Source organism: Alkalibacterium sp. MB6 (genome assembly GCF_009935905.1).
In the GTDB taxonomy this organism is placed as follows: domain Bacteria; phylum Bacillota; class Bacilli; order Lactobacillales; family Carnobacteriaceae_A; genus Alkalibacterium.
On sequence record NZ_PREX01000002.1, the window covers coordinates 94,996 to 118,493 of the forward strand.

A 23,498-nucleotide genomic window follows, 5' to 3' on the forward strand; every position below is an offset into this window, starting at 1 on the left:
AATCCTCTACTTATACTGTTTTACTTAATCCGTAATCTTCTTTTCAATCGTCTAGTCAACAAAGTCAAATTCAAAGGTATCAATGCGAACCGTGTCACCATTTTTAGCACCACGTTTTCTTAACGCTTCGTCCACACCCATGCCTCGTAATTGTCTTGAGAATCGCATAACCGACGCATCAAATTGGAAGTTCGTCATTTGATAAAGCTTCTCGAGCTTCTCTCCAGTTAGAACCCATGTTCCGTCAGACTCTCTAGTGATGTGGAATTGTTTATCTTCTGGTGTGAAGGTGTACATGACACGTTCTTCTTCACCCGTTTCATCTTGGTATAATGGGAATTCTGGAGTGGTTTCGACTAAATCAGCTGTTCTGGACATCACGGTATTTAACCCTTTTTGAGTTAATGCTGAAATTTCATATATTTCAATGTCTTCTCCATTTTCTTTCATTGCTTCTTTAAAGTTCTTTAAATTCTCTTCTGCTAATGGCATATCCATCTTATTGGCGACAACCAATTGAGGGCGCTCCAATAATTTCAAGTCATACTGTTCCAATTCTTGGTTAATTGTATAATAGTCATCTACTGGATCTCTGCCTTCAATGCCACTCATATCAATCACATGAAGCAAAACTCGAGTCCGTTCGATATGTCTTAAAAATTCAATACCGAGTCCAACACCTTGAGAAGCACCTTCTATCAATCCAGGCATATCCGCTAAAACAAAGCTTCGCCCGTCTTCGGTACTGACCATGCCTAAGTTTGGAACCAACGTTGTAAAGTGATACGCACCTATCTTAGGTCTCGCTGAAGAAACAACAGAGAGTAGAGTTGATTTACCAACAGATGGAAAACCGACTAAACCGACATCTGCTAATACTTTTAGTTCTAATTCAACTTCTAACTCTTCTCCTGGCTCGCCATTTTCAGCCAATTCAGGCGCAGGATTTCGAGGAGATGCAAAGCGAATGTTTCCTCGTCCGCCACGTCCACCTTTAGCTACAACCGCTTCTTGCCCGTGTTCAACTAAATCTGCATAAACTTGACCTGTCTGTGCATCTTTAACGACTGTTCCAGGCGGTACTTTAACAAATAAATCTTTCGCACCTCGACCATGCATGCCTTTAGACATACCATGTTCGCCATTTTCAGCTCTGAAGTGACGATTATATCTAAAGTCCATTAAGGTTCTTAATCCTTCATCCACTACAAATATAACGTCTCCGCCTAAGCCTCCATCTCCTCCTGCAGGTCCACCATCTGGAACATACTTCTCTCGACGAAATGCCACCATTCCATCTCCACCGCTACCGGCTTTAATATTTACTTTAACTTGATCTAAAAACATCGACATATAAATCCCCTTCTTTCTAAGCGACGTTTAGTTTCATATACTTTCATGAAGCCTTGTGCCTATATATCTCTTTTATTCTACACTAAAATGACGCGCATATCTATTTACAATTATTGTTTAAGCTTATCCGTTTCTCTTTATTCCACTTTATTCAGTTAAAAAAGAGAAAAAACACAAGTCTTAAGTTGTCGACGCGGCGTTTTATTTCTAAACGCATCACAACTCAAGCTCGTGCTTCTATCATTCATTATTCTATTTTATTTAGGCTCTACTGCATACTTTTTTTGAGTAGTCACCATAAAATGTTGCTTGCTGCCCACCTACAAAAGAAGGTGTCTCTTCCACTTGAAGCTGTTCATATCTATCCATGTAACGCTTAGCCCAATCAGATAAAATATCATCAAATACAGTTATGGATTCTTCAACTTTATCGTCAGAGAATACTTTTATTGGCTCATCGCTAATATGTGTGTACTCGACATGCTTGAATGGATGGAAAACTGTTTCATCTTGAGTCTGGCTAAAATCAAAGAATTGTTGAACTTTTGCGTACGGTCTCATCACCTGAACTTCTTTTAAAACATCTTCAGAAATCCAAGAATGCTGAATAGATGGTCCTATTATAACAACATCCGCTTTAGATAATCGATAGAGGAGTTGGTTCATACCAACACATTGAATATCACTCATTAAATTAGCTTGCTCCATCATAGTTAACCACTGCTTGAAGTGGTCATCTATTTCAGTAATATAATCCATTCTATCAATAAACGTAACAGACGCATTAGATTTACCTATAATGTTCTTCATCACTTGTTCCGTGATGGGATGGTGACCAAGTACCAAGTAATCCACTGATTTTTTATGAGAGACACTAGCTTTAATTCGTTTAATTGAGCGATGTATATCTGATTGTAAGAGCGGTTCAATCGATTCTTTTTCACATAAAGCCAAAGAAAACTCCACTACTGTTTTAAAGAGTGAGTGAAGGACAGTTCTGACTGTTCGATGAGTATTGGCATGAACCAACGCATGATCAATGACTTCAACGGGTTCAAATACCTGATTAGAGGACGTAGCCACATTACTTGAAATAGACATCAAATGCTTGACAACATCTTCATTAAACTTACTGTACGTTTCTAATATCGTCTCTTCAAGAGTTTTTCCTGTAAAGTGCGATAAGTATCTTAATAAATCGCCATGTTTGAACTGTTTCTCATCTACATATAAGTAGTATTCATTTCTATTTTCAGTAATAAGAAGCACAACCTCTTCCACACCGATAAAATCAGAAATATCTTTTAAGTGTTGGGTTTGTGTTCGTTCATCCAATCTGTATTTATGAATGTCATCAGCTGATACGCTGTCTCGATTCACTCCATACATTAATAGTTTCATTCATTACCAGTCCTTGTATGAGCTAAAATTTCTTCCCAGATTTCTGTTCTTCCTTCTTTCGTCTCTGAAGAGAAAGCAAAGAAGGTATCCCCAGGTTCAAGCTCTAGTGTTTTCTTAATAATACTTTCATGCTTGTTATACTGAGATCGTTTAATCTTATCTGCTTTTGTTCCAACGACCATTACTGGTACACCGTAATGTTTAAAAAAGTCATACATTTGAACATCCAGCGGTGTAGGTTCATGTCTGAAATCGACTAACAATACACCAAGAACCAGTTCTTCTCTGGTGGCAAAGTAGTCATCCATCATATGGCCCCATTTTTCCTGCTCGGCGTTCGATACTTTTGCATAGCCATAGCCAGGAACGTCTACAAAAAACAATTCATTTTCAATATTAAAAAAGTTAAGTGTTCTAGTTTTACCGGGTTGACCTGATGTTCTCGCCAATTTCTTGCGTTTGACCATCGTATTGATAAAGCTTGATTTCCCTACATTAGACCGGCCCGCTAAGACGATCTCAGGAAAGCCATCATCCGGGTATTGTGTTGGAGATACAGCACTAATCGTTATATCAGCATGATGTATTTTTTCGATATCCATTCTATCTCTCCTCTAGAAGCGTGGTGAATCAATAAGTAGTATAACATAATATGAAAAAAATTAAAGGGTTTTATTAAAGCACTGTGACAAAGAAGGCCTATTGTTACAAAAAAATGTCGTATATATACCAATAGTTGCACGTAAAAGCACCCCCTTACTCTCTTCAATAAGTGAGGGTGTGCTTTAGTTTGTCTATTCAACTGTTTAGCTTACTTTTTGACCATCATGTCCAAAGAATACTGGGTTGATTTTGTGTTCAACTGTTTCTTCTGTGATGATAACTTTTCCAATATCGTCTCTACTTGGGACTTCAAACATGATATCAAGCATGATGCTTTCGATAATGGATCGTAGGCCACGAGCACCTGTATCGCGCTCGATTGCCTTTTTACCAATACTTCGAAGAGCATCTTCCTCGAATTCAAGTTCAACGTCATCAATTTCTAAGAGGCGCTTGTATTGTTTCACTAAAGAGTTTTTTGGTTTAGTCAGTATTTCAACTAAATCATCTTCAGACAGTTTTTCCAATACTGCTGTAATGGGCAAACGACCGATAAACTCTGGAATCAAGCCATATTTCAATAAGTCTTCTGGAACAATCTGTTGCATAATGCTGCTTTCTTCTTCGGCTTCTTTTAATTTGTTAGAAGCTCCAAAACCGATAACTTTTGCTCCTAGACGGTTCTTAACGATTGATTCTATCCCATCGAAAGCTCCACCAACGATAAACAAGATATTTGTTGTATCAATTTGAATCAATTCTTGGTGTGGGTGTTTTCTACCACCTTGAGGAGGCACACTTGCTGTTGTTCCTTCAAGAATTTTTAGCAAGGCTTGTTGAACCCCTTCACCACTCACATCACGCGTAATCGATACGTTCTCTGATTTACGAGCAATCTTGTCAATCTCATCCACGTATATGATCCCTCGTTGAGCAGCTTCGACATCGTAATTAGCTGACTGAAGAAGTTTCAAGAGAATATTTTCAACATCTTCTCCTACATAACCTGCTTCTGTTAGGTTTGTTGCATCTGCAATAGCAAATGGCACATTCAAAATTCTAGCCAATGTTTGAGCCAAGTAGGTTTTACCTGATCCTGTCGGCCCGACTAAGCAAATATTACTTTTTTGCAATTCGACATCATCTGCGTTATCTGACAGGTTGTTCACCCGTTTATAGTGGTTATATACCGCAACTGCTAATGCTTTTTTAGCGGCGTCCTGACCAATAATATAATCATTTAAAATTTCTCTGATTTCGTGAGGCTTTGGTACGCTCAACTCATCGTCGTAACTTTGCTTGCTGAATTCTTCTTCCATAATTTCCTGACACAAGTCGACACACTCATTACAAATGTACACACCCGGTCCGGCTACTATTTTTTTTACTTGTTCCTGCGATTTACCACAAAATGAACAGGAAATACTACCTTTTTGATCCCCATCATTAAACATATGCAGGCCACCTCTTTTCTATACCTAGTGTTTATTTATTTTCTCATACTCATCACTTTATTAAAAAGGGAATGCTTAGTAAGCATTCCCTTCTGTTTTAATCTTCACTCTTATTCAGAATCTGCTTCAGCTTCGAGTGTTTCTTTAGCAGTTGTTGTAATTAAGTCAATTGCTTTCTTCAAAGAGATATCTCTGTTTAACAATTCTGGAGAAAGAACAGTACGAACTTGCTCGATATCCATGTTGTATTGTTTAGCTAATTCTTCAACTTCTTTTTCTCTGTCTTCTTCAGTTGCTTCAAGCTTCTCAGCTTCAACAATTGCTTCTAGGACTAAGTTTGTACGAACGTTGAATTCAGCATCTACTTCGAACTGTTTGTGCAAGTCAGCTTCAGTAGAGTTAGTCATTTGGTAATACATTTCAGGTGAAATGCCTTGTTGTTTCATGTTGTTTAAGAACATGTCCATTTGACGGTGAACTTCATCATGAGCCATGTCGTGAGGGATTTCATCAATCTTAGCATTCTCAACTGCTTTTCTGATTGCTTCATCATCGCGAGCATCGTTAGCTGCTGTTTCTTTTCTTTCAACTAGCTCTTTGCGGATTTTTTCTTTTAATTCGTCAACTGTTTCAACATCTTCATCTAAATCTTTAACGAATTCGTCGTCCAGTTCAGGTAACTCTTTTGATTTAACTTCGTGTACTTTTACTTTAAAGACAGCTTCTTGTCCAGCTAAATCTTCTGAATGGTACTCTTCAGGGAAGGTAACCGTTACTTCTTTTTCGTCGTTAGCTTTAACGCCAACTAATTGCTCTTCGAATCCAGGGATGAATGAGTTAGAACCCAATACTAGAGAATGGTTTTCACCTTTTCCGCCTTCAAATGCTTCGTCGCCTTTGAACCCTTCAAAGTCAATAACAACCGTGTCGCCATTTTCAGCTGCATCTTCTTTTACAACTAATTCTGCTTGGCTTTCACGACGTCTTTCAAGAGCATCTTCTACATCTGCATCCGATACATCGCGATCTTGTTTTGTAACTTCAAGTTCTTTGTAATCGCCTAGTTCAACTTCAGGTTTTAACGTTACTTCAGCAATTAATTCCCAGTCTTGGTTCTTCTCAACAGATTTAATATCAATGCTTGGTTGAGCAACGGGTTCAATTCCAGCTTCTTCAACAGCTTTTGAATAAGCTGCTGGTAAAAGATCGTTTAACGTATCTTCATATAAAGCAGCTTCTCCAAATTGTTGTTCAAAAATTTTACGTGGTACTCTTCCTTTACGGAAACCAGGTACATTAAGGTTCTTTTGTACCTTTTTAAAGGTTTTATCTAAGCCTTGTTTCACTGTTTCTTGATCGATTGTAAATTCCAAACGACCTGATGTTGGACCAGTTTTTTCAAATGTTGTGCTCATATTTAATTACCCTCCGAAAATAAATTGTCTTTTACGTCGTGACATGACTTCTTCCATGATTTTGAAAGATGATTGTTTATCGCCGTATTATAAAACATACTCAATTATCATACAATATTTTAACGTTAAAGTAAACTATACCTGTCTATTTCATTGGATTACTTTGTATATTTTCATTTTCCAATCATGAATGATCTGATTATCTTCATCCGATACCGCTACTTTCAATTCGTGAGAGTGATCTATGGACGATATGATACTGTCGATCCACATCTGTTCCTTGCCTTTAGCGATGACCTCATCGATGAACGGGTACGCAATTAATAAAATGAGTTTCACTTCACTCATGACATGTTCCATCAACGATGGATTTTGTTCAAGTTGGTTAGAGACCGATTGGATGATGAATAAGACCCTAGGGTGCTCTTCAAACGGGACAAATTGATTGGGTTTAATTGTTTTCAGTTCGCCGAACCATTCGTATACATACTCTTCAGTGTCCTGTCTTTCAATTAAAACGGATAGTAAACTAGAGCGTGCTAACGCATGGACGTACGGATTAGTAAAGACCGATGGAGCAACTGCTTTTAATTTATCTGTCGGTAAAGCTTCAGCTTGATCAACTATGGCAAATTGCTCTTCTGGTGTTAACGAGGCCAGAGAGAATAGCTCTTTCATTACTTCATCTTCTCGTTGTTTCTTTTGGTTTCTTACCTCATCGCTTCTAGAGGCTAACTCTTCATCCAATTTATTCCACGACTCTTTATAGCCCTTTAAACCTCTTTTAAGGTAATCATTAATGTATCGTTTCGCTCTTAAAAATTGACCATTTTCTATTAATAGTTCTACAAAAATCAGCATCCGTTTTTCATACGCTTCGTAATAAGAAAGCTTTTCCTCAGCTAATGCCAAAGCCTGTTTTGGATACCCACTTTGAAGCATCGCTGTGACAAGTAAAATATTTAACTGGTCATCTTTTTTTAATTGATAGGCTTTCTCCAAGTAATTGACGGCCTTCTCATAATCGTGAGACTGTAAGCAAGCCATCGCTTCTTTCATATACATATGATAGTTTTTAGGAAATTCTATTGGTCCACCCATGTACCCACACTCCTCTAGTTCATTGTACCATAACCCTTTTTAATGATAAAAAAATAAAGCAATAGGATAAAAGATCCCATTGCTTAGAAGTGTCTAAATCGATTGTAACGTGTTTCTATTAATTCGTCTTTTGGTACTCGTTCTAGACTGTTAAAGGTTTCATGAATCTGACCTTTTAAATCCTCCATTAACTTCTTCTGATCGATGGCTAACCCATTTTCATTTTCGGGAATAACTTTTTCAACAATCCCTAATTCCAGAAGGTCTTTTGAGGTCAATTTCATCAATTCTGCTGCCTCGCTTGCTTTTTTAGCATCTTTCCACAAAATTGACGCAAAGCCTTCAGGTGACAAAATGGAATAAATAGAGTGTTCCATCATCCACACCTCATCTGCCAATGCCAAGCCTAAAGCACCCCCGCTTCCTCCTTCACCGATAATGATAGAAAGAATGGGCACACTTAAGCTGCTCATTTCAAATAAGTTTTTAGCAATGGCTTCGCCTTGACCTCTTTCTTCTGCTTCTACACCGCAGTAAGCTCCAGACGTATTAATGAAATTTAATATGGGTCTATTAAACTTCTCAGCTTGTTTCATTAGCCTTAAGGATTTTCTATACCCTTCTGGATGGGCTGATCCAAAGTTGGTTCTCATATTGTCTTCTATTGTTTGACCTTTTTGATTACCGATGACCGTAATGGCACGGCCGTTTAATCGACCAATGCCTCCCCTGATTGCTTCATCATCTTTATACAATCGGTCTCCGTGCAACTCAAAAAAATCATCCATTAAATGAGTGACAATATCAACCATGTTAATCCGATCAAGTTTTCGAGCCATTGAGACGGTATTCATTGCGTCACTCATCATAACTCTCCTCGCTTCAAACTATTGGTTTCAGTGTACAGACAAGAGATAACTAAGTGTCTCTTTCATCTTATTGCGTTCCACTATTGAGTCGATAAAACCATTTTTCAGAACGGTTTCAGCTAACTGAAAGTCATCCGGTAAAGATTCGTTTATCGTCTGTTCAATCACCCGTTTACCAGCAAAACCGACTAGAGCTCCCGGTTCAGAAAGAATGATATCGCCTAGCATGGCAAAACTAGCAGTCACTCCACCTGTTGTCGGATCCGTCAAAACAGTAATGTATAATAGGCCGCTGTCAGAATGGCGTTTAATCGCTGCACTGGTTTTAGCCATTTGCATGAGTGAGAAAATGCCTTCTTGCATGCGAGCGCCCCCTGAGGCAGTGAATAGCACAACTGGCAATTTTCGCTTCGTTGCTTCTTCAAATAATCGGGTTATCTTCTCTCCCACCGCCTGCCCCATGCTTCCCATTATAAAGTAAGAGTCCATGATGCCAATGGCTGTTTTGTGTCCTTCAATTTCAGCTACTCCAGTAACAACGGCTTCTCTAAGACCAGTTCTAATTTGTGTCTGAGCAATCTTTTCTGTATAACCAGGGAAATCTAGAGGGTTTTCTGAATGAATGGATGCATCCCATTCGGTAAAACTTCCTTGATCGGCTATAAGAAATAATCGTTCCTGAGCTGTTATTCTAAAAGCGTAATGACAGTTCGGACACATGCGTTCAATGCCAAGCGATTTAACATAAATCGGCTTTTTACATTGAGGGCATTTTTCAAACATGCCGTCTGGAACAGTCGGGCCATTTTGAGTAGTGGATTTTTGAAGAGTGATATAGGATCGTTTCTTAAATAATCTCATCATCCGCCTCCTTTAGCTTAGTCCAATTTGGAATAAAGCGTTTAGATAGGGTATCTGTTGTGTAAGAACCGTCTAAAAACTCGTCATCTTCAAGTAAGTCCATGTGAAAAGATAAATTAGTTTGGATGGGATCAATGACCATCTCATCTAATGCCCGACGCATCTTAGCTATTGCTTCTTCTCGGTCTTTACCATGGGTAATCACTTTGGCAATCATCGAGTCATAATGAGGTGGAATCATACTTCCAGCGAACATAGCTGTATCAATTCTTAAGCCTAATCCACCAGAAGGCAAGTTCAGAAGATCAATGGTTCCAGGTGACGGCGCAAAATTATATTGAGGATTTTCTGCATTGATACGGCACTCAATTGCGTGTCCTTTAAATTCAATTTCTTCTTGTGTAAAACTTAAAGGTAAGCCATAAGCAATCCGTATTTGCTCTTTGATAATATCATAAGACGTAATCATTTCGGTTATGGGGTGTTCCACTTGAATACGAGTGTTCATTTCCATAAAGAAAAAGTTCTCCTCTTCATCAACTAAGAACTCAATGGTTCCCGCATTTTCATAACCGACAAATTCAGCTGCTTTTACGGCACTTTCGGATATCTTTTGTCTTGTTTCAAAAGATAAAGATGGGCTAGGCGCTTCTTCCAATACTTTTTGATGATTTCGTTGCATAGAGCAATCTCTTTCACCTAAATGAATAACATGACCTTCTTTATCTGCAAGCAATTGAACTTCTATATGCTTGGCAGGAGAAATAATCTTCTCAACATACATGCGGTTATCATCGAAAGCTGCTTTAGACTCATTTTGAGCCTGAAGAAAGCCAGGAATCAGTTGGGATTCGTCATGAATCATCCTCATCCCTTTTCCTCCACCACCGGCTACAGCTTTTATGATGACAGGTAAACCTATATCAGCAACGATGCCTTCCAACTCTTCGACCGTTGTAATGGGTGAACTGCTACCTGGTATAACTGGTACATTGGCCTTTTCCATCATTAAGCGGGCATTTGACTTATTTCCCATCTGCTCAATAACTCTCTTGTCCGGTCCAATAAAGGTAATATTGACTTCTTCACACATGGCAGCAAATAAACTATTTTCTGATAAAAAACCAAATCCCGGATGGATAGCTTCAGCTCCAGTAATAACCGCAGCACTTAGAATATTATGTATATTCAAATACGATTCTGTCGCTTTAGGTGGACCAATACAAACCGCTTCGTCTGCTAACTGCATATGAAGGGCATCTTCATCAGCAGTTGAATAAACAGCTACGGTCTTGATATTCATTTCCTTACACGCCCGAATAATTCTAACGGCGATTTCACCTCTGTTGGCTACGAGTATCTTTTGAAACATGTCCGATCCTTCCTTACTCCATCAATGTGGTCTGTTTATAGTAATTTATCTACCAATGATAAATGTCATTTCAGCTTCGCATACTTTTTTTCCATCAACATACGCGACGCCTTTTCCAATACCAGCGTAATCTTTTAATTTAACAATGTCTACTTTTAATTCTAACACATCTCCGGGTACAACTTTCTTACGGAATTTTACTTTGTTTAAACCACCTAAGTAAGCCGTTTGTGATTTGAATCGATCTAATTTCAACAAAGGAATGGATCCCGCTTGAGCCAAACTTTCAATAATTAAAACCCCTGGCATAACAGGTTCTCCTGGGAAGTGTCCTTGGAAAAACTCTTCGTTAATGGTCACGTTTTTAATCGCTGTGACGTGTTCTCCAGGGATCAACTCTGTTACTTTATCAATAAAGTAAATAGGGTAACGGTTAGGTATTAATTCTTGGATTTCTTTAATGGATAATGTAGTCATTAGTGTTCTCCTCTACTCTGTATCTATTTTAATGAGTGCTTGGTTAAATTCAACGGCTTGTCCATCTTCTACTAAGATCTCTTTGACTATTCCGTCGACATCACTTTTGATTTCATTCATCACTTTCATCGCTTCGATGATAAATAATGTTTGACCGGTCGTTATGCGGTCTCCTGGTTTGACAAAAGCTGGTGTCTCAGGAGAAGACGACAAATAACTGGTTCCAACAATAGGTGCATGAACGACATGAAGGTCAGCCTCGTCCTCATCTTTACCTGCATCTTCTACGCGATTATCACGGGATGATTCTGGTAATGGAGTAGACTGAACTTGATCTGAATCCCCCATAGAATAAACCTTTGAGTTCGTTTGAACCATCGTATCAACAGAGGACACATAAGCTGTATCTATTTCTCTCTTACTCATTTTTATGGAAAAGTCCCCTTGACTCAATTCAAAGTATTTAAATGAAGAGGATTCAATCACATGAATTAGCTCTTTGACTTCTTCACTAGTCATCTTTACTCACCTTCCCATTTTTTAAAGCATGTGACTGCATTGTGTCCGCCAAAACCTAATGAGTTATTCAACGCGTAGGTATAAGTTAACGGTCTTGCTTCATTTGCAACATAGTCTAAGTCACAATTCTCGTCCGGTGTTGTTAGGTTAATCGTTGGAGGAACGATGCCTTCTTCTAATGATTTCAGTGCAGCAATAGCTTCAATAGCACCTGTGCCACCTAGTAAGTGTCCGGTCATACTTTTCGTACTTGACACTAATACATCTTTAGCTGACTCTCCTAAAGCAGATTTAATGGCCGCTGTTTCAGCCGAGTCATTTGCTGGTGTGGATGTTCCATGAGCATTGACATAACCAACGTCTTTAGGTTCTATACCGGCTTCTTTCATTGCCAATCGCATCGCTCTTGCAGCTCCTGATCCGTCTGGTGTCGGAGCAGTCATATGGAAACTGTCTGCTGTCGTGCCGTAACCAACAATTTCGCCATAAATGTGAGCCTTTCTGTTTAATGCCGAGGTTAAACTTTCTAAAACAATAACCCCTGCCCCTTCACCCATAACAAAGCCATGTCTGTTTTTATCAAAAGGAATGGACGCCTTATTAGGGTCTTCACTGGTCGATAAAGCTTGAAGAGCAGCAAAACCAGACATACCAATTTCATTGACACTGGCTTCTGATCCACCTGCCAACATATAGTCTGCATAGCCGTGTTTAATTGTTCTAAAGGCTTCGCCTATTGCATTATTTCCTGTTGCACAAGCTGTCACTAGTGATAGGTTAGGTCCTTGTGCACCCGTTGCTATAGAGATATTTCCTGCTACCATGTTTCCAATAGCCATAGGTACAAATAAAGGGGCGACTCGGTCTAAGCCTTTGTCATGCATTTTAATAATGGTATCTTGCATTGTCTGCAAGCCACCGATACCTGATCCAACCATGACGCCTAACCGTTCTGGATCAAAGGATCCTTCGGTTAAACCACTGTCAGCCATTGCTTGTGCAGCTGCAGCTACTCCGAACTGGGAAAATAGATCCATGCGCTTCGCTACTTTACGGTCCATGTAATCTTTTGGCTCGAAATCTCTTACTTCTCCGGCTACGTGAATATTAATGACTTCTCCGTCAAATTTCGTTAACGGACCAATCCCATTTTTTCCTTCTTTCATTCCGTTCCACATATCTTCAGCTGAATTTCCTAAAGGCGTTATCGCACCTAATCCAGTCACAACTACTCTTTCCATCTTGTGCCTCCTCATTCTATCCGTTCATAACCATGCCACCATCAATATTGAATACTTGGCCTGTTATGTACTCTTGACTGCTCAAAAAATGAACCATGTCGGCTACTTCTTCTGCTTTCCCTAATCGTTTAAGAGGGATTAAATCCATTAAGCCTTCTTTAACGTCATCAGTCAACACAGTCGTCATATCAGAATCAATAAACCCTGGAGCTATCACGTTCGCTTTTATACCGCGTGGTGCTAGTTCTTTGGCAATGGATTTTGTAAAGCCAATTACCCCTGCTTTACTTGCTGCATAATTGGACTGTCCTGCATTTCCAACGACACCAACCACACTTGAAATATTAATAATATGACCTGATCTTTGTTTTAGCATCAACTTAGATGCTTCTTTGGTCATAAAAAAAGTGCCTTTCAAGTTGATATCCAATGTAGCATCGAAATCCTCTTCTGATAAACGAATAATCAAGTTGTCTCTTGTAACACCTGCGTTATTAACTAATACATCGATCGTATTAAAAGCTTTCTTCGTTTCTTTAACCAATTGTTTCGCAAATGAAGCATCACTGATATCCCCAATAATAGGCAGAGCGGTTCCCGGCAAAGAGTTAAAGAACTCTAAAACCGATTCAGGCAATTCTTTACGGCCATTGACCACAACATTATGACCGTCTTTAAGAAAAGCAGTGGCGATAGCTTTACCTATCCCCCTTGAACTTCCTGTGACGATCACTGTTTTTTTAGTGTCCATTCTATTCTCCTTTTTAAACACTCTAATTATTTAGAATTTTATTTAACTGAGATACATTTTCAACGTTTTTGACGTTAACCTTTCGATCGATACTTTTAATAAAGGTCCGTAGAGTTTTCCCAGGTCCTAATTCAACGAACGATTCGACACCATCATCTATCATTTGGACGATCATCTGTTCAAATTTGACGGGTGAAGTCATTTGCTTAACAAGCAACTGTTTAACCTCTTCTTCACTTGAGTAAGGTGCTGCTGTAACGTTTGAATAAACAGGATAAGAAAAAGAGTGTAAAGCTAGCTTGTCAATCTCGTTTTCTAATAGCTCGGAAGCTGATTGAAGGAGTGGCGAATGAAATGGTCCACTAACCTTTAATTCAACGACACGTTTAGCTCCAGCTTCATTCATCAATTGAGACGCTTCTTCAACTGCTTTACTATGGCCTGAGATGACTAGTTGATTCGGCGTGTTATAATTGGCAATACCAACTACACTACTTGTAGATGACAAGCGTCTGCAAATAGCTTCAACTGCCTCTTTTTCCAAGCCTATAATTGCAGCCATCTTGCCGGTCCCTTCAGGAACTGCCTCTTCCATTAATTGTCCACGCTTATGGACTAGAGCGACTGCTTCTTTAAACGTCATGACCCCAGCTGATACTAAAGCAGTGTATTCTCCCAAACTTAGTCCTCCAACCGCATTTGGATAGACACCTGCCTCTTTCATCAGTTGATCAATTGCATAGCTTACAGTTAAGACAGCAGGCTGTGTGAATGGGGTAAAATGAAGTTTAGGGTTATCTTCAAAACACAAGTCAACCATGTCAACCCCTAATGTGTCTCCTGCTTGTTCAAAAATGTCTCTAACAGAAGCGTACGTTTCATATAATTCTTTAGCCATTCCATTGTATTGAGCCCCTTGCCCACTATAAATAAATGCTGTTTTCAACTGATTCATCCTTTCTAAATAAACGGCAACTATTTCATCATTGATTTTACTTTGATTATCAAAGTATCACATTAAAAAAATTAAAAGCTCAATGAATTCGTTACTGCCGCTCTGTATTCAGTCATTAATTCTTGAATGATGTCTTCACAGCTCTGTTCTTTTGAAACAAGACCTGCAATTTGACCAGCCATAAATGATCCACCATCTTTATCCCCTTCAATAACGGCTTTACGTAAAGCCCCTTTACCAATATTTTCTAGTATAGAAAAATCAGGGTTTTCATCACTCGACATGGACTTTTCAACCTTCAAATATTCTCTAGTCAGTTTGTTTCTTAGTACCCTTACAGGGTGGCCTGTAATCTGTCCTGTAACGACTGTATCGATATCTTTTGATTTAATAATTCGTCGTTTGAAGTTCTCATGAGCTATACTTTCATGAGCGACAACAAAGCGGGTACCCAGCTGAACAGCAGATGCCCCAAGCATTATAGCTGCAGCCACGCCTCTTCCATCAGCAATTCCACCAGCCGCTATCACTGGAATAGATACGGCATCCACTACTTGCGGGACAAGAGCCATAGTCGTCAGTTTACCAATATGACCCCCTGCTTCCATTCCTTCGCAAATAATCGCATCAGCGCCTTCTTTTTCCATACGACGAGCCAATGCAACAGATGCTACGACTGGAATAACGGTTATGCCCGCTTCTTTAAATCGTTTCATATATTTACCCGGGCTGCCTGCTCCAGTCGTGATGACTTTAATGTTCTCTTCACAGATGACATTAACCACTTCATCCACATAGGGAGATATTAAAAGTACGTTAACTCCGAAAGGCTTGTCGGTCATCTCTTTGGTTCGTTTAATCAGTGCTCTGACAAATTCTCCCGGTTCATGACCTGATCCAAGCATCCCTAATCCTCCAGCATTTGACACGGCAGCAGCCAGTTCAGGGGTTGCTACCCAAGACATGGCTCCTTGGATAATCGGGTAGGTGATTCCTATTTGTTCAAGTAATGGATGTTTCATCTGGGAGCCCCTTCTCTATTAGTTTGTTTCGATTTGTTTTTCTACATAAGTAACTAAATCTTCAACAGTTGATAATCCTTCTTCTGATTCAATTTTAATATCGAACTCATCTTCAATATCATTAATGATTTGGAATAAGTCTAAACTATCAGCTTCTAATTCTTCTCTAAAGTTAGTTGAACGTTGCACTTCATTCTCGTCTTTGTCTAATTGGTCTACGATAATTTCCTGAATTTTTTCAAAAGTTGTCATGTTGGTTTCCTCCAATATTTATAATTCGATTAGTATCGTTCCCCAGGTTAATCCCCCGCCGAACGCACTTAATACTATTTTTTGTTTGCTTCCTAATACCAATTGCCCATTTTTTACATAATCATCTAATAATATAGGCAAGCTGGCTGCAGATGTGTTTCCATACTGTTGAATGTTCATAGGGAACTTACTGAGTGGCACACTCACTTTTTTTGCTACAATTTCGATAATTCTTGCATTCGCTTGATGAAGAAGAATGTAATCAACGTCTTCCATAGATAAATTAGCTTCACTGACGACACTCTCTATACTGCTTGGAATGGTTCGAGTAACGAAGTTGAATACTGAACGGCCATCCATCTTTAAATATCCCTTGTTTTCTTCTTGTTGCTCGACTAAAGGATTGTTAACGTCTTGTGCCCCTATAGTAAGGGCATCACCACGATTACCATCCGAATGCATATCTTCTGCATATAAACGGTTCGAGTCGTGTGCTTTTTTCAGGAGAACGCCACCCGCACCATCTCCGAATAAGACAGCTGTTTTCCGATCAGACCAGTCAATTGTTTTTGATAAGACTTCGCCACCAATGATTAACGCATGGTCATAAGGCATATGCCTTAGCATTTTTTCAGCCACTGACAAGGCATAAATGAAACCTGAACAGGCTGCGCTTAAATCAAAGGCCATAGCATTCGTTGCTTTTATAGCTGACTGAACTTTGTTGGCAACAGAAGGTGAATTGGTATCCGGTGTGACTGTAGCCACTATGATTAGTCCAATCGAGCCAGGATCTAAGTCTTGACCTTTAAGGGTATCTTCTGCTGCTTTAATACATAAATCACTGGTGTTTTCTCCATCAGAAATATAGCGTTGTTCAATACCTGTGCGTTGCTTGATCCATTCATCTGACGTGTCCATCCACTTAGTTAAGTCATCATTAGTGACCACTGTTTTTGGAACATACTTTCCAGTCGAAAGAACCTGTACACTTGTTGTGTCCATCAATCTGGCAACCGCTCCTTTGTCCGTTCTAAAAATCCATGAAGGCTGATTAATCCTTTCATCAGAACGGCTGATTCTTCTTCATTCATTTCTGTGATCGTTTCTTTTACCATGTCTCTATGAAATTTATCATGAAGACGGTATAGTAAACGCCCTTTTTTAGTAAGTGAGAGCTTAACGACTCGCCTGTCTACGTCACTTCTTACTCGGATGACATATCCTTTACGAACCAGATTGTTTACTGATACAGTTAACGTACCGACAGTTACGCCAAGCTTTTTAGCTACTTCGCTTGTCGTGTTTGGTTCATACATTCCGATTGCATCAATGGTATGCATTTCTTTAATAGAAACATCTTTAAATTGGCTAGATTGTAGTGTACGCTCTTCAATTGCTAATACATCATTAAATATTGAAACTAAATAGCTGTTAATCTGTTGAACTTGTCGATCCACATCAGCTCCTCCTATTCGTTTAATGCCTAGTTTGCTTCTCTTTTTTAATTGCTTTGATTATCAAACTATTTGACTATCAAAATACTAACGCAGATTAATCAATCTGTCAACATGAATTTTTATAAAAAAAAGTGATGGTATTGCTATCTTTAGTGTAAATCCTAAAATGGCGGCTTTTTATCACTCCATTCCCCTAGATTTTTTCCAAAAAAAAATAAGCCACCATAAATGACTTATTTTGCACTCTATCTTTTATTCGGTTGGCTCATCAACTGGTTCAAAGTCTTTCATTTCACTTTCGAAGTCATCATCAATTTGATTTTTAAAGCCTTCGATGTCTTTGAAATTGACTACTGTTTTCTCTTCGACTAGGTCATGCATACGAGCAGTCGAATTTTTCCAGTTGATTCTTACGATAGCACTATTGGTTAGTAACTTTTCAATCGTGCCTTCCATAGGTTCATCACGAAATGAAAAGATAATTTCGTCTCCTACATCAGGTCTAAGGTTCTCTTTGATCGTCTCTATAATTTCCACTGCCTCTTTATATGGTAAATTTAAAAGATTGGCAATTCGGGAGTTACTGGCCCCTTTACGAAGCTCAGTTTCTACTAGCTGCTGAACTTCAGCGGTAATCTTTACTTTTGCCACTTCCATCCCCTCGATTCTTCCATTAAATTATTATGGTTCTTTAATGATTATACCATAAATCATCATGCTTTTCTAATCAGCAAATAGTGCCATAACTAATTAAGCAAATCTTTGGCTTTATACCCAACTTTTTTTAAGATAGACTGCAAAACAGTCACTTCTTCTGGTGTACAATCTTGAAATAATTCCGCGATTTTCTCAGCATGTTTAGGGAAAATTGCTGTCATTAATCTTTCGCCTTTATCAGTTAACTCGCAAAAGGTTACTCGACGGTCCGTTTGATCAGCTACTCTTAAAACAAATCCCTTTTCTTCCAATCGGTCCACCACATAAGTAATGCTACTGGACGCGAGCAAAATTTGTTTACCTATCATTTGAATCGGCTGTCTCCCTTTACTATAAAGGAGTTCAAGAACCGTAAATTCTGTTGCGTTAAGTCCATGTGAGGACATGTCTTTTTTTACGACTTTTTCCACACTTGATGAAGCTCTTAAAATAATCGTTAATGCTTTTAGCTCTTCTTTATGTTTATCCATTTTTTCACCACCAAAAAACTAACTAAGGGACTAAGAAGTCCCTTAGTTACTTGTCTTTCTTATTATTGTTGTTTCTTTTCACGTACACCCATCATTGCTTCCGTCCAAGGTAACAACTGACCCAGCATGGTTTCTACTGCCTCTTTGTTATTTGGTATCGGATTTAATTGACCATCTTTAAAGTCAAAGAAAATGGAGAGGGCTGGGTTTGTTCTTACGTGAGCGACTTGGAATTCAGATAATACTGTACGCAACTGTTCAGCAGCTCTTACTCCACCAGCAGAACCGTAACTAACAATACCCGCAGCTTTATCATTTAACTCGGAATATATAAAATCTAGTGCATTTTTCAGTGCACTCGACATACCATGATTGTACTCAGGTGTCACAAATACATAGCCGTCCATGCTGCGTACCTTATCCGCCCATGGTTTTTGTTTTTCTTTTTCCACCAAATCATCTGTATATGCAGGAGAAGCAGGTTCAGCAAACATCGGTAAATCGTAATCTTTGATATCAATTAGTTCGTACTCAGCGCCGCCAAATTCATTGGCAACTTCTAGCACCCATTTGGCAACATCCAAATTGACGCGGTTTTCTCTAATTGTACCCGTAACAATTCCTATCTTCATTGTACATCCTCCTATTGATATTTCATTACATCCTTTATTATATCACATTTCCACTTTTTCATCTTGTTGATTGTCTAGAGACTCGTGAGCTCGTTTAAACAGCTTTGAATAGCTGACAAAAGAAAGCAATTGAAACACGCTTGCCACTGCAACAATACTGTAAAGTGCTGTTCTGGACAGATTGGGCATAATAACGGCTACAAACATGGTGAGGTAAAAAATAATGGTCGCTATTTTCCCATACCACTCTGCACCATCAATGGTTGCTCCTCTTTTGTATAAACGTATATTTTCAACAAGCATGAATCCTTCCTTTACAATAAACAGTAAGAATAAGAATATAAATATAGGCCATCTAATCATCAATACTGCGACGACAGCCAATTGCGTCAATTTATCAGCAACTGGATCTAAAAGGGTTCCTAATTTTGTCTTCTGGTCAAACCGTCTGGCTATATAACCATCTAAAGCATCGGTCACACCTGATGCTACTAAAATGCCGGTCGCTATATAAAAGTCATTTCTATCTTCAGCAGTTATATAGTAGTAGATAAAAAAAGGTACCATCATTAAGCGAATGTAAGATAAAATATTTGGGATGGAGTACCAGTCTTTTTTATTCATGAAACTCAACCTTTCAATAGCTACAGGATAGTCACTCGGATTAATCCTGAAGCTATATACAGTTACCTTTTTCAAGATTATACAATAAGTATACTTAAATATGGATTTAATAGCAATTTAAGAAAAAAAAAGAGCCGAATACTTTTATTTTCTTAAAAGACCCGGCTCTTTATGCTTGACTATAAATCTGTTTGGGGGTTAGGGTTGTCAGGGTTAAAATTGTCTTCATGGTTCGTTTCGTCACTTTTTGGTTCTCTAAGGTTCACTCCAAAGCCTGGAGCGTGCCACTCATTTTGATTAGCCGTATTTTCTAACTTTTGGTCTTTGTCTCCGTCTTCAATAGACTCTTCACCAATTAAAATATAGCCCCCACTGCGAATCAAATTAATATAAGTAGTTAAGGAACTATCCTCTACACCGTATTTATCAATAAGAAAATCATTATCTAACTCGTCCTCGCTGACTGTTTCGACTGGTACGCTCACCATTGATTCAATGTCATCTCGTCGCTCATCTAAACATAACACTTTAAAATCATTTGGGGATAAATGATCTTCTTGAATTAAATCCTCTATTTCAGCAGCCAAGATATCGACACGTTGAAAGGCACTGATAAATTTCATGACTCTTCCTCCTCATAGTTACGTTCTTATCTGTATTTTATCAAAGTCCTTAAAAACTAACCAATATAAGCCTTTAAAGTATTTTTCATTTTATCATTGACTTTCCTTTCAAAAGCTTATATAATAAATTCTGTTGCTGAAATGTTCTGGTAGCTCAGCAGGATAGAGCATTCGCCTTCTAAGCGAACGGTCGGGGGTTCGAATCCCTCCCAGAACGTCATACAATAAAAAGGACCAAACGTCGTCAAGATGTTTGGTCCTTTTTTGTGCCTAAAATAATCATTAAATATTAACTGTATTCCAGTCTTTCTTACGCTACGTATTATTTAATAGTCTATAATCCATTCAATTATTGCTGAGTTTAGATTAATAAACGTGCATGTATTGATCTATTTCCCATTGGCTGACGGCTGCTTTGTAATTATCCCATTCGCAACTTTTCGCTTTAACGAAGTTTCTGTAAATGTGGTCGCCCATGGCTTCTTTTATCGTGTCACTTTCGTTTAATCGTTTAATTGCGCTGTGTAGGCTAGTTGGTAAGGAATTGATACCAGCTGTTTCTAAGCCATTTTTGTCCATTTCATAAATATTATCGTTGGTTTCTTTCGGTGGCATCCATTCATTCTTAATGCCGTCTAAACCGGCTTTTAGCATAACTGCCAAGGCTAAATAGGGATTGGTCATCGGGTCAACGGATCTGACTTCTAAACGTGTAGAGAGTCCTCTTGAAGCTGGTATACGTATCATTGGGGTTCTATTGCTACAAGACCAGGCGATATATACAGGGGCTTCATATCCAGGAACCAAGCGTTTGTAGGAATTGACTGTTGGATTTGTCACCGCAGTAAAAGCTGGAGCATGATGCAGTAAACCAGCCATAAAGCGGTAAGCTGTTTGGCTTAATTGCAAGGCATCGTGTTCATCATAAAAGGCATTCTCTTCTTCTTTAAATAAAGACATATTACAGTGCATTCCCGAACCATTTATTCCAAAGAGCGGCTTAGCCATAAATGAAGCATGTAAACCGTGCTTTCTGGCAACTGTCTTCACTACCAATTTAAAGGTCTGAATGTTGTCACACGCCTCCACGACGTTGGCGTACTTCCAATCAATTTCATGCTGTCCTGGGGCCACTTCATGGTGGCTCGCTTCGATTTCAAAGCCCAAATCTTCTAACTCTAAAACAATGTCTCTTCTGCAATTTTCTGCTAAATCGGTCGGGGCTAAGTCAAAATAGCCACCATTATCATTTAACTTACTCGTAATATCATCGTTTTCGTCTAGTTTAAATAAAAAGAATTCTGGTTCTGTTCCCAAATTAAATGCAGAGAATCCCATCTCTTCTGCTTCTTTTAAGACGCGTTTCAAATTCGTTCTTGGGTCTCCGGCAAATGGGGTGCCATCCGGATTGGCTATATCGCAAATCAGTCTTGCGATTTTACCTTTTCTAGAAGAATTGATTTCCCATGGAAAAACTAACCACGTATTTAAATCTGGTTTTAAGTACATATCTGATTCTGTAATACGCACAAAACCTTCTATTGATGAGCCGTCAAACATCATTTTCCCATCCAGTACTTTTTCCAACTGACTGATCGGGACTTCCACATTTTTCACTATACCCATAACGTCGGTAAACATTAAACGCAAGAACTTGACGTTTTTCACCTTTACCTCTTCAATTATAGATTGGCTAGTTATTCTGTTCATTCTCATCTTCTCCTGTCTATACCACTTTTGATTTATAGTGATTAAAAGCTTATTTCTAAATTACTTTTGAATAATACCACTTTATTTTTTCTGATGCAATAAAAAGTTTTAACTAATTTTTGTTTTATGAAAAATAAAAAAATCATCCTCATGTCTGATGACATAAAGATGATTTTTTCACTAGTTGATGACTAACTGTTTAGTAAAGTTCGAAATAACGGTCGGTCTCCCACTGTGAAACTGACATAGCATAGTTTGCCCAGTCGGTTTCTTTTGCAGCGATAAATCGATCGAAGATATGTTGACCTAAAGCGTCAATCATGGTTTCATTTTCTTTTAATTGATCTATGGCTTCTTTTAAGCTTTTCGGCAATGTGCCAATATTATTTTCCATCCGTTCCATTTGACTCATGTCATAAATGTTCTGGTTAATTGGACTTGGAGCGGTCTTTGCTTTCTCAATCCCATCTAAGCCCGCCTTCAACAAAACTGCTAGGGCTAAATAAGGATTTGCAGTAGGGTCTACGCTACGCAACTCTACGCGGGTGGAATTCCCCCTAGAAGACGGCACACGCACGAGAGGGCTTCTGTTTGTCCCTGACCAGGCAACGTAAACTGGCGCTTCAAAACCTGGCGTCAATCGTTTGTAGGAATTGACAATCGGGTTACAAATGGCTGTGTAGGCTTTGGCGTGATTCAATAAGCCAGCAATAAATTGGTAAGCCACTGTACTTAGGCCGTCTTCACTTTTAGGATCGAAAAAGACGTTGCCCTCTTCGTTAAATAAAGACATATTGAAGTGCATGCCTGAACCACTAATTCCCTCGAATGGTTTTGGCATAAATGTTGCATGAAGACCGTGCTTTCTCGCTACTGTTTTAACAATTAATTTAAAGGTCTGAATATTATCACAAGCTTCTACTGCACTAGCATATTTCCAGTCAATTTCATGTTGCCCAGGTGCATTTTCATGGTGACTGGCTTCAATATCAAACCCAAGGTGTTCCAGTTCCAATACAATGTCTCTTCGACAGTTTTCTGCTAGCTCTGTTGGTGCCAAGTCAAAATAGCCTCCCTGGTCATTCAGCGTATGACTTGGTCTTCCGTTTTCATCTAGTTTGAACAGGAAAAACTCAGGCTCTGGTCCAAGATTAAACTCTGTAAAGCCATGAGCTTCCATTTCTTTTAAAACACGTTTTAAGTTACTTCTAGGATCGCCTTGGAAAGGTTCCCCCTCAGGTATATACACGTCACAGATAAAACGAGCGATTTTTCCATTGTCGCCATTAAGTTCCCACGGGAAGATTAACCATGTATCTAAATCCGGATGCAACTTCATATCACTTTCATCAATTTCTACAAAGCCATCAATCGACGAGCCGTCAAATGCCATCTCATTGTCCATAACCTTTTCAAGCTGACTAATCGGTACCTCAACATTTTTTATAACCCCATCGATATCCGTAAACATCAAGCGTAAAAATCGTACATTTTCCTCCTTCGCTTCTTTTAAAATGGCTTCTCTGGTCTGTGAAGTCATATTTATCCCAACATCCCTTTCTTATCATAAAATTCTTTCACTTAATAGCTTACGTGATAAGCAAAAAAAGTCAATT

At 38.8% G+C, this 23,498-nt stretch carries 25 protein-coding genes and 1 tRNA gene; 1 reads left to right on the top strand and 25 read right to left on the bottom strand.

What is annotated here, in order from left to right; translation table 11 throughout:
* Positions 1–51: 51 nt before the first annotated feature.
* The 23 genes from obgE to C3945_RS01695 form a co-directional block, all read right to left on the bottom strand.
* Positions 52–1,353 (bottom strand): GTPase ObgE, encoded by a 1,302-nt coding sequence (gene obgE / locus C3945_RS01585; RefSeq protein ID WP_161877934.1) that lies wholly within the window; start codon positions 1,351–1,353, stop codon positions 52–54.
* Between the two features lie 261 nt (positions 1,354–1,614).
* Positions 1,615–2,754, bottom strand: a complete 1,140-nt coding sequence (locus C3945_RS01590) for a hypothetical protein (protein WP_161877935.1) — start codon at positions 2,752–2,754, stop codon at positions 1,615–1,617.
* Complete coding sequence (yihA, locus tag C3945_RS01595) at positions 2,751–3,356, bottom strand: ribosome biogenesis GTP-binding protein YihA/YsxC (RefSeq protein ID WP_161877936.1); 606 nt, start codon at positions 3,354–3,356, stop codon at positions 2,751–2,753. The genes C3945_RS01590 and yihA overlap by 4 nt, the downstream gene beginning before the upstream one ends.
* Positions 3,357–3,560: 204 nt before the next feature.
* The gene (clpX, locus tag C3945_RS01600; protein WP_161877937.1) at positions 3,561–4,811 is read right to left on the bottom strand and encodes an ATP-dependent Clp protease ATP-binding subunit ClpX; all 1,251 of its coding nucleotides are present in this window, start codon (positions 4,809–4,811) and stop codon (positions 3,561–3,563) included.
* A gap of 110 nt (positions 4,812–4,921) precedes the next feature.
* Positions 4,922–6,226, bottom strand: coding sequence for a trigger factor (tig, locus tag C3945_RS01605; protein ID WP_161877938.1), 1,305 nt, complete (start codon positions 6,224–6,226; stop codon positions 4,922–4,924).
* 150 nt (positions 6,227–6,376) lie between these two features.
* Positions 6,377–7,327, bottom strand: a complete 951-nt coding sequence (locus C3945_RS01610) for a tetratricopeptide repeat protein (RefSeq protein ID WP_161877939.1) — start codon at positions 7,325–7,327, stop codon at positions 6,377–6,379.
* An 83-nt stretch (positions 7,328–7,410) separates the two neighbouring features.
* Positions 7,411–8,166, bottom strand: a complete 756-nt coding sequence (locus C3945_RS01615; RefSeq protein ID WP_237585445.1) for an acetyl-CoA carboxylase carboxyltransferase subunit alpha — start codon at positions 8,164–8,166, stop codon at positions 7,411–7,413.
* Between the two features lie 57 nt (positions 8,167–8,223).
* Entirely contained in the window at positions 8,224–9,057 is an 834-nt protein-coding gene (gene accD / locus C3945_RS01620) for an acetyl-CoA carboxylase, carboxyltransferase subunit beta (protein ID WP_161877941.1), read from the bottom strand.
* Complete coding sequence (gene accC / locus C3945_RS01625) at positions 9,044–10,429, bottom strand: acetyl-CoA carboxylase biotin carboxylase subunit (protein ID WP_161877942.1); 1,386 nt, start codon at positions 10,427–10,429, stop codon at positions 9,044–9,046. The genes accD and accC overlap by 14 nt, the downstream gene beginning before the upstream one ends.
* Before the next feature lie 45 nt (positions 10,430–10,474).
* The gene (fabZ, locus tag C3945_RS01630; RefSeq protein ID WP_161877943.1) at positions 10,475–10,906 is read right to left on the bottom strand and encodes a 3-hydroxyacyl-ACP dehydratase FabZ; all 432 of its coding nucleotides are present in this window, start codon (positions 10,904–10,906) and stop codon (positions 10,475–10,477) included.
* 12 nt (positions 10,907–10,918) lie between these two features.
* Complete coding sequence (accB, locus tag C3945_RS01635; protein WP_161877944.1) at positions 10,919–11,425, bottom strand: acetyl-CoA carboxylase biotin carboxyl carrier protein; 507 nt, start codon at positions 11,423–11,425, stop codon at positions 10,919–10,921.
* Between the two features lie 2 nt (positions 11,426–11,427).
* Positions 11,428–12,666 (bottom strand): beta-ketoacyl-ACP synthase II, encoded by a 1,239-nt coding sequence (fabF, locus tag C3945_RS01640; RefSeq protein ID WP_161877945.1) that lies wholly within the window; start codon positions 12,664–12,666, stop codon positions 11,428–11,430.
* A gap of 16 nt (positions 12,667–12,682) precedes the next feature.
* Positions 12,683–13,417: a 3-oxoacyl-[acyl-carrier-protein] reductase gene (gene fabG / locus C3945_RS01645; RefSeq protein WP_161877946.1), complete on the bottom strand. Its 735-nt coding sequence runs from the start codon at positions 13,415–13,417 to the stop codon at positions 12,683–12,685.
* Between the two features lie 22 nt (positions 13,418–13,439).
* Positions 13,440–14,363: an ACP S-malonyltransferase gene (gene fabD, locus C3945_RS01650; protein ID WP_161877947.1), complete on the bottom strand. Its 924-nt coding sequence runs from the start codon at positions 14,361–14,363 to the stop codon at positions 13,440–13,442.
* A gap of 80 nt (positions 14,364–14,443) precedes the next feature.
* Positions 14,444–15,394, bottom strand: coding sequence for an enoyl-[acyl-carrier-protein] reductase FabK (gene fabK / locus C3945_RS01655; RefSeq protein WP_161877948.1), 951 nt, complete (start codon positions 15,392–15,394; stop codon positions 14,444–14,446).
* Between the two features lie 18 nt (positions 15,395–15,412).
* A complete protein-coding gene (locus C3945_RS01660) occupies positions 15,413–15,646 on the bottom strand; it encodes an acyl carrier protein (protein ID WP_161877949.1) in 234 nt (77 codons plus the stop codon).
* An 18-nt stretch (positions 15,647–15,664) separates the two neighbouring features.
* The gene (locus C3945_RS01665; protein WP_161877950.1) at positions 15,665–16,651 is read right to left on the bottom strand and encodes a beta-ketoacyl-ACP synthase III; all 987 of its coding nucleotides are present in this window, start codon (positions 16,649–16,651) and stop codon (positions 15,665–15,667) included.
* Positions 16,651–17,106 carry a fatty acid biosynthesis transcriptional regulator FabT gene (gene fabT, locus C3945_RS01670; protein ID WP_161877951.1) on the bottom strand — a complete coding sequence of 152 codons (456 nt, stop codon included), beginning with the start codon at positions 17,104–17,106 and terminating at the stop codon, positions 16,651–16,653. Before fabT ends, C3945_RS01665 begins: the two co-directional genes overlap by 1 nt.
* Positions 17,107–17,358: 252 nt before the next feature.
* The gene (locus tag C3945_RS01675; RefSeq protein ID WP_202623259.1) at positions 17,359–17,757 is read right to left on the bottom strand and encodes a DUF2187 family protein; all 399 of its coding nucleotides are present in this window, start codon (positions 17,755–17,757) and stop codon (positions 17,359–17,361) included.
* Between the two features lie 95 nt (positions 17,758–17,852).
* Positions 17,853–18,293 (bottom strand): MarR family winged helix-turn-helix transcriptional regulator, encoded by a 441-nt coding sequence (locus C3945_RS01680; RefSeq protein ID WP_161877953.1) that lies wholly within the window; start codon positions 18,291–18,293, stop codon positions 17,853–17,855.
* Between the two features lie 62 nt (positions 18,294–18,355).
* Complete coding sequence (locus C3945_RS01685) at positions 18,356–18,925, bottom strand: NADPH-dependent FMN reductase (RefSeq protein WP_161877954.1); 570 nt, start codon at positions 18,923–18,925, stop codon at positions 18,356–18,358.
* A gap of 42 nt (positions 18,926–18,967) precedes the next feature.
* Positions 18,968–19,549, bottom strand: a complete 582-nt coding sequence (locus C3945_RS01690) for a CDP-alcohol phosphatidyltransferase family protein (RefSeq protein ID WP_161877955.1) — start codon at positions 19,547–19,549, stop codon at positions 18,968–18,970.
* Between the two features lie 179 nt (positions 19,550–19,728).
* A complete protein-coding gene (locus C3945_RS01695; RefSeq protein ID WP_161877956.1) occupies positions 19,729–20,172 on the bottom strand; it encodes a hypothetical protein in 444 nt (147 codons plus the stop codon).
* 143 nt (positions 20,173–20,315) lie between these two features.
* On the opposite strand from C3945_RS01695, the gene C3945_RS01700 reads away from it, so the two are divergent.
* Positions 20,316–20,389 (top strand) — tRNA-Arg (locus tag C3945_RS01700).
* Between the two features lie 149 nt (positions 20,390–20,538).
* Here C3945_RS01700 and glnA (C3945_RS01705) read toward each other — a convergent pair.
* Both glnA (C3945_RS01705) and glnA (C3945_RS01710) read right to left on the bottom strand, forming a co-directional pair.
* Positions 20,539–21,888, bottom strand: coding sequence for a type I glutamate--ammonia ligase (gene glnA / locus C3945_RS01705; protein WP_442862156.1), 1,350 nt, complete (start codon positions 21,886–21,888; stop codon positions 20,539–20,541).
* A 193-nt stretch (positions 21,889–22,081) separates the two neighbouring features.
* Positions 22,082–23,422, bottom strand: a complete 1,341-nt coding sequence (glnA, locus tag C3945_RS01710; protein ID WP_161877958.1) for a type I glutamate--ammonia ligase — start codon at positions 23,420–23,422, stop codon at positions 22,082–22,084.
* Between the last annotated feature and the right edge of the window lie 76 nt (positions 23,423–23,498).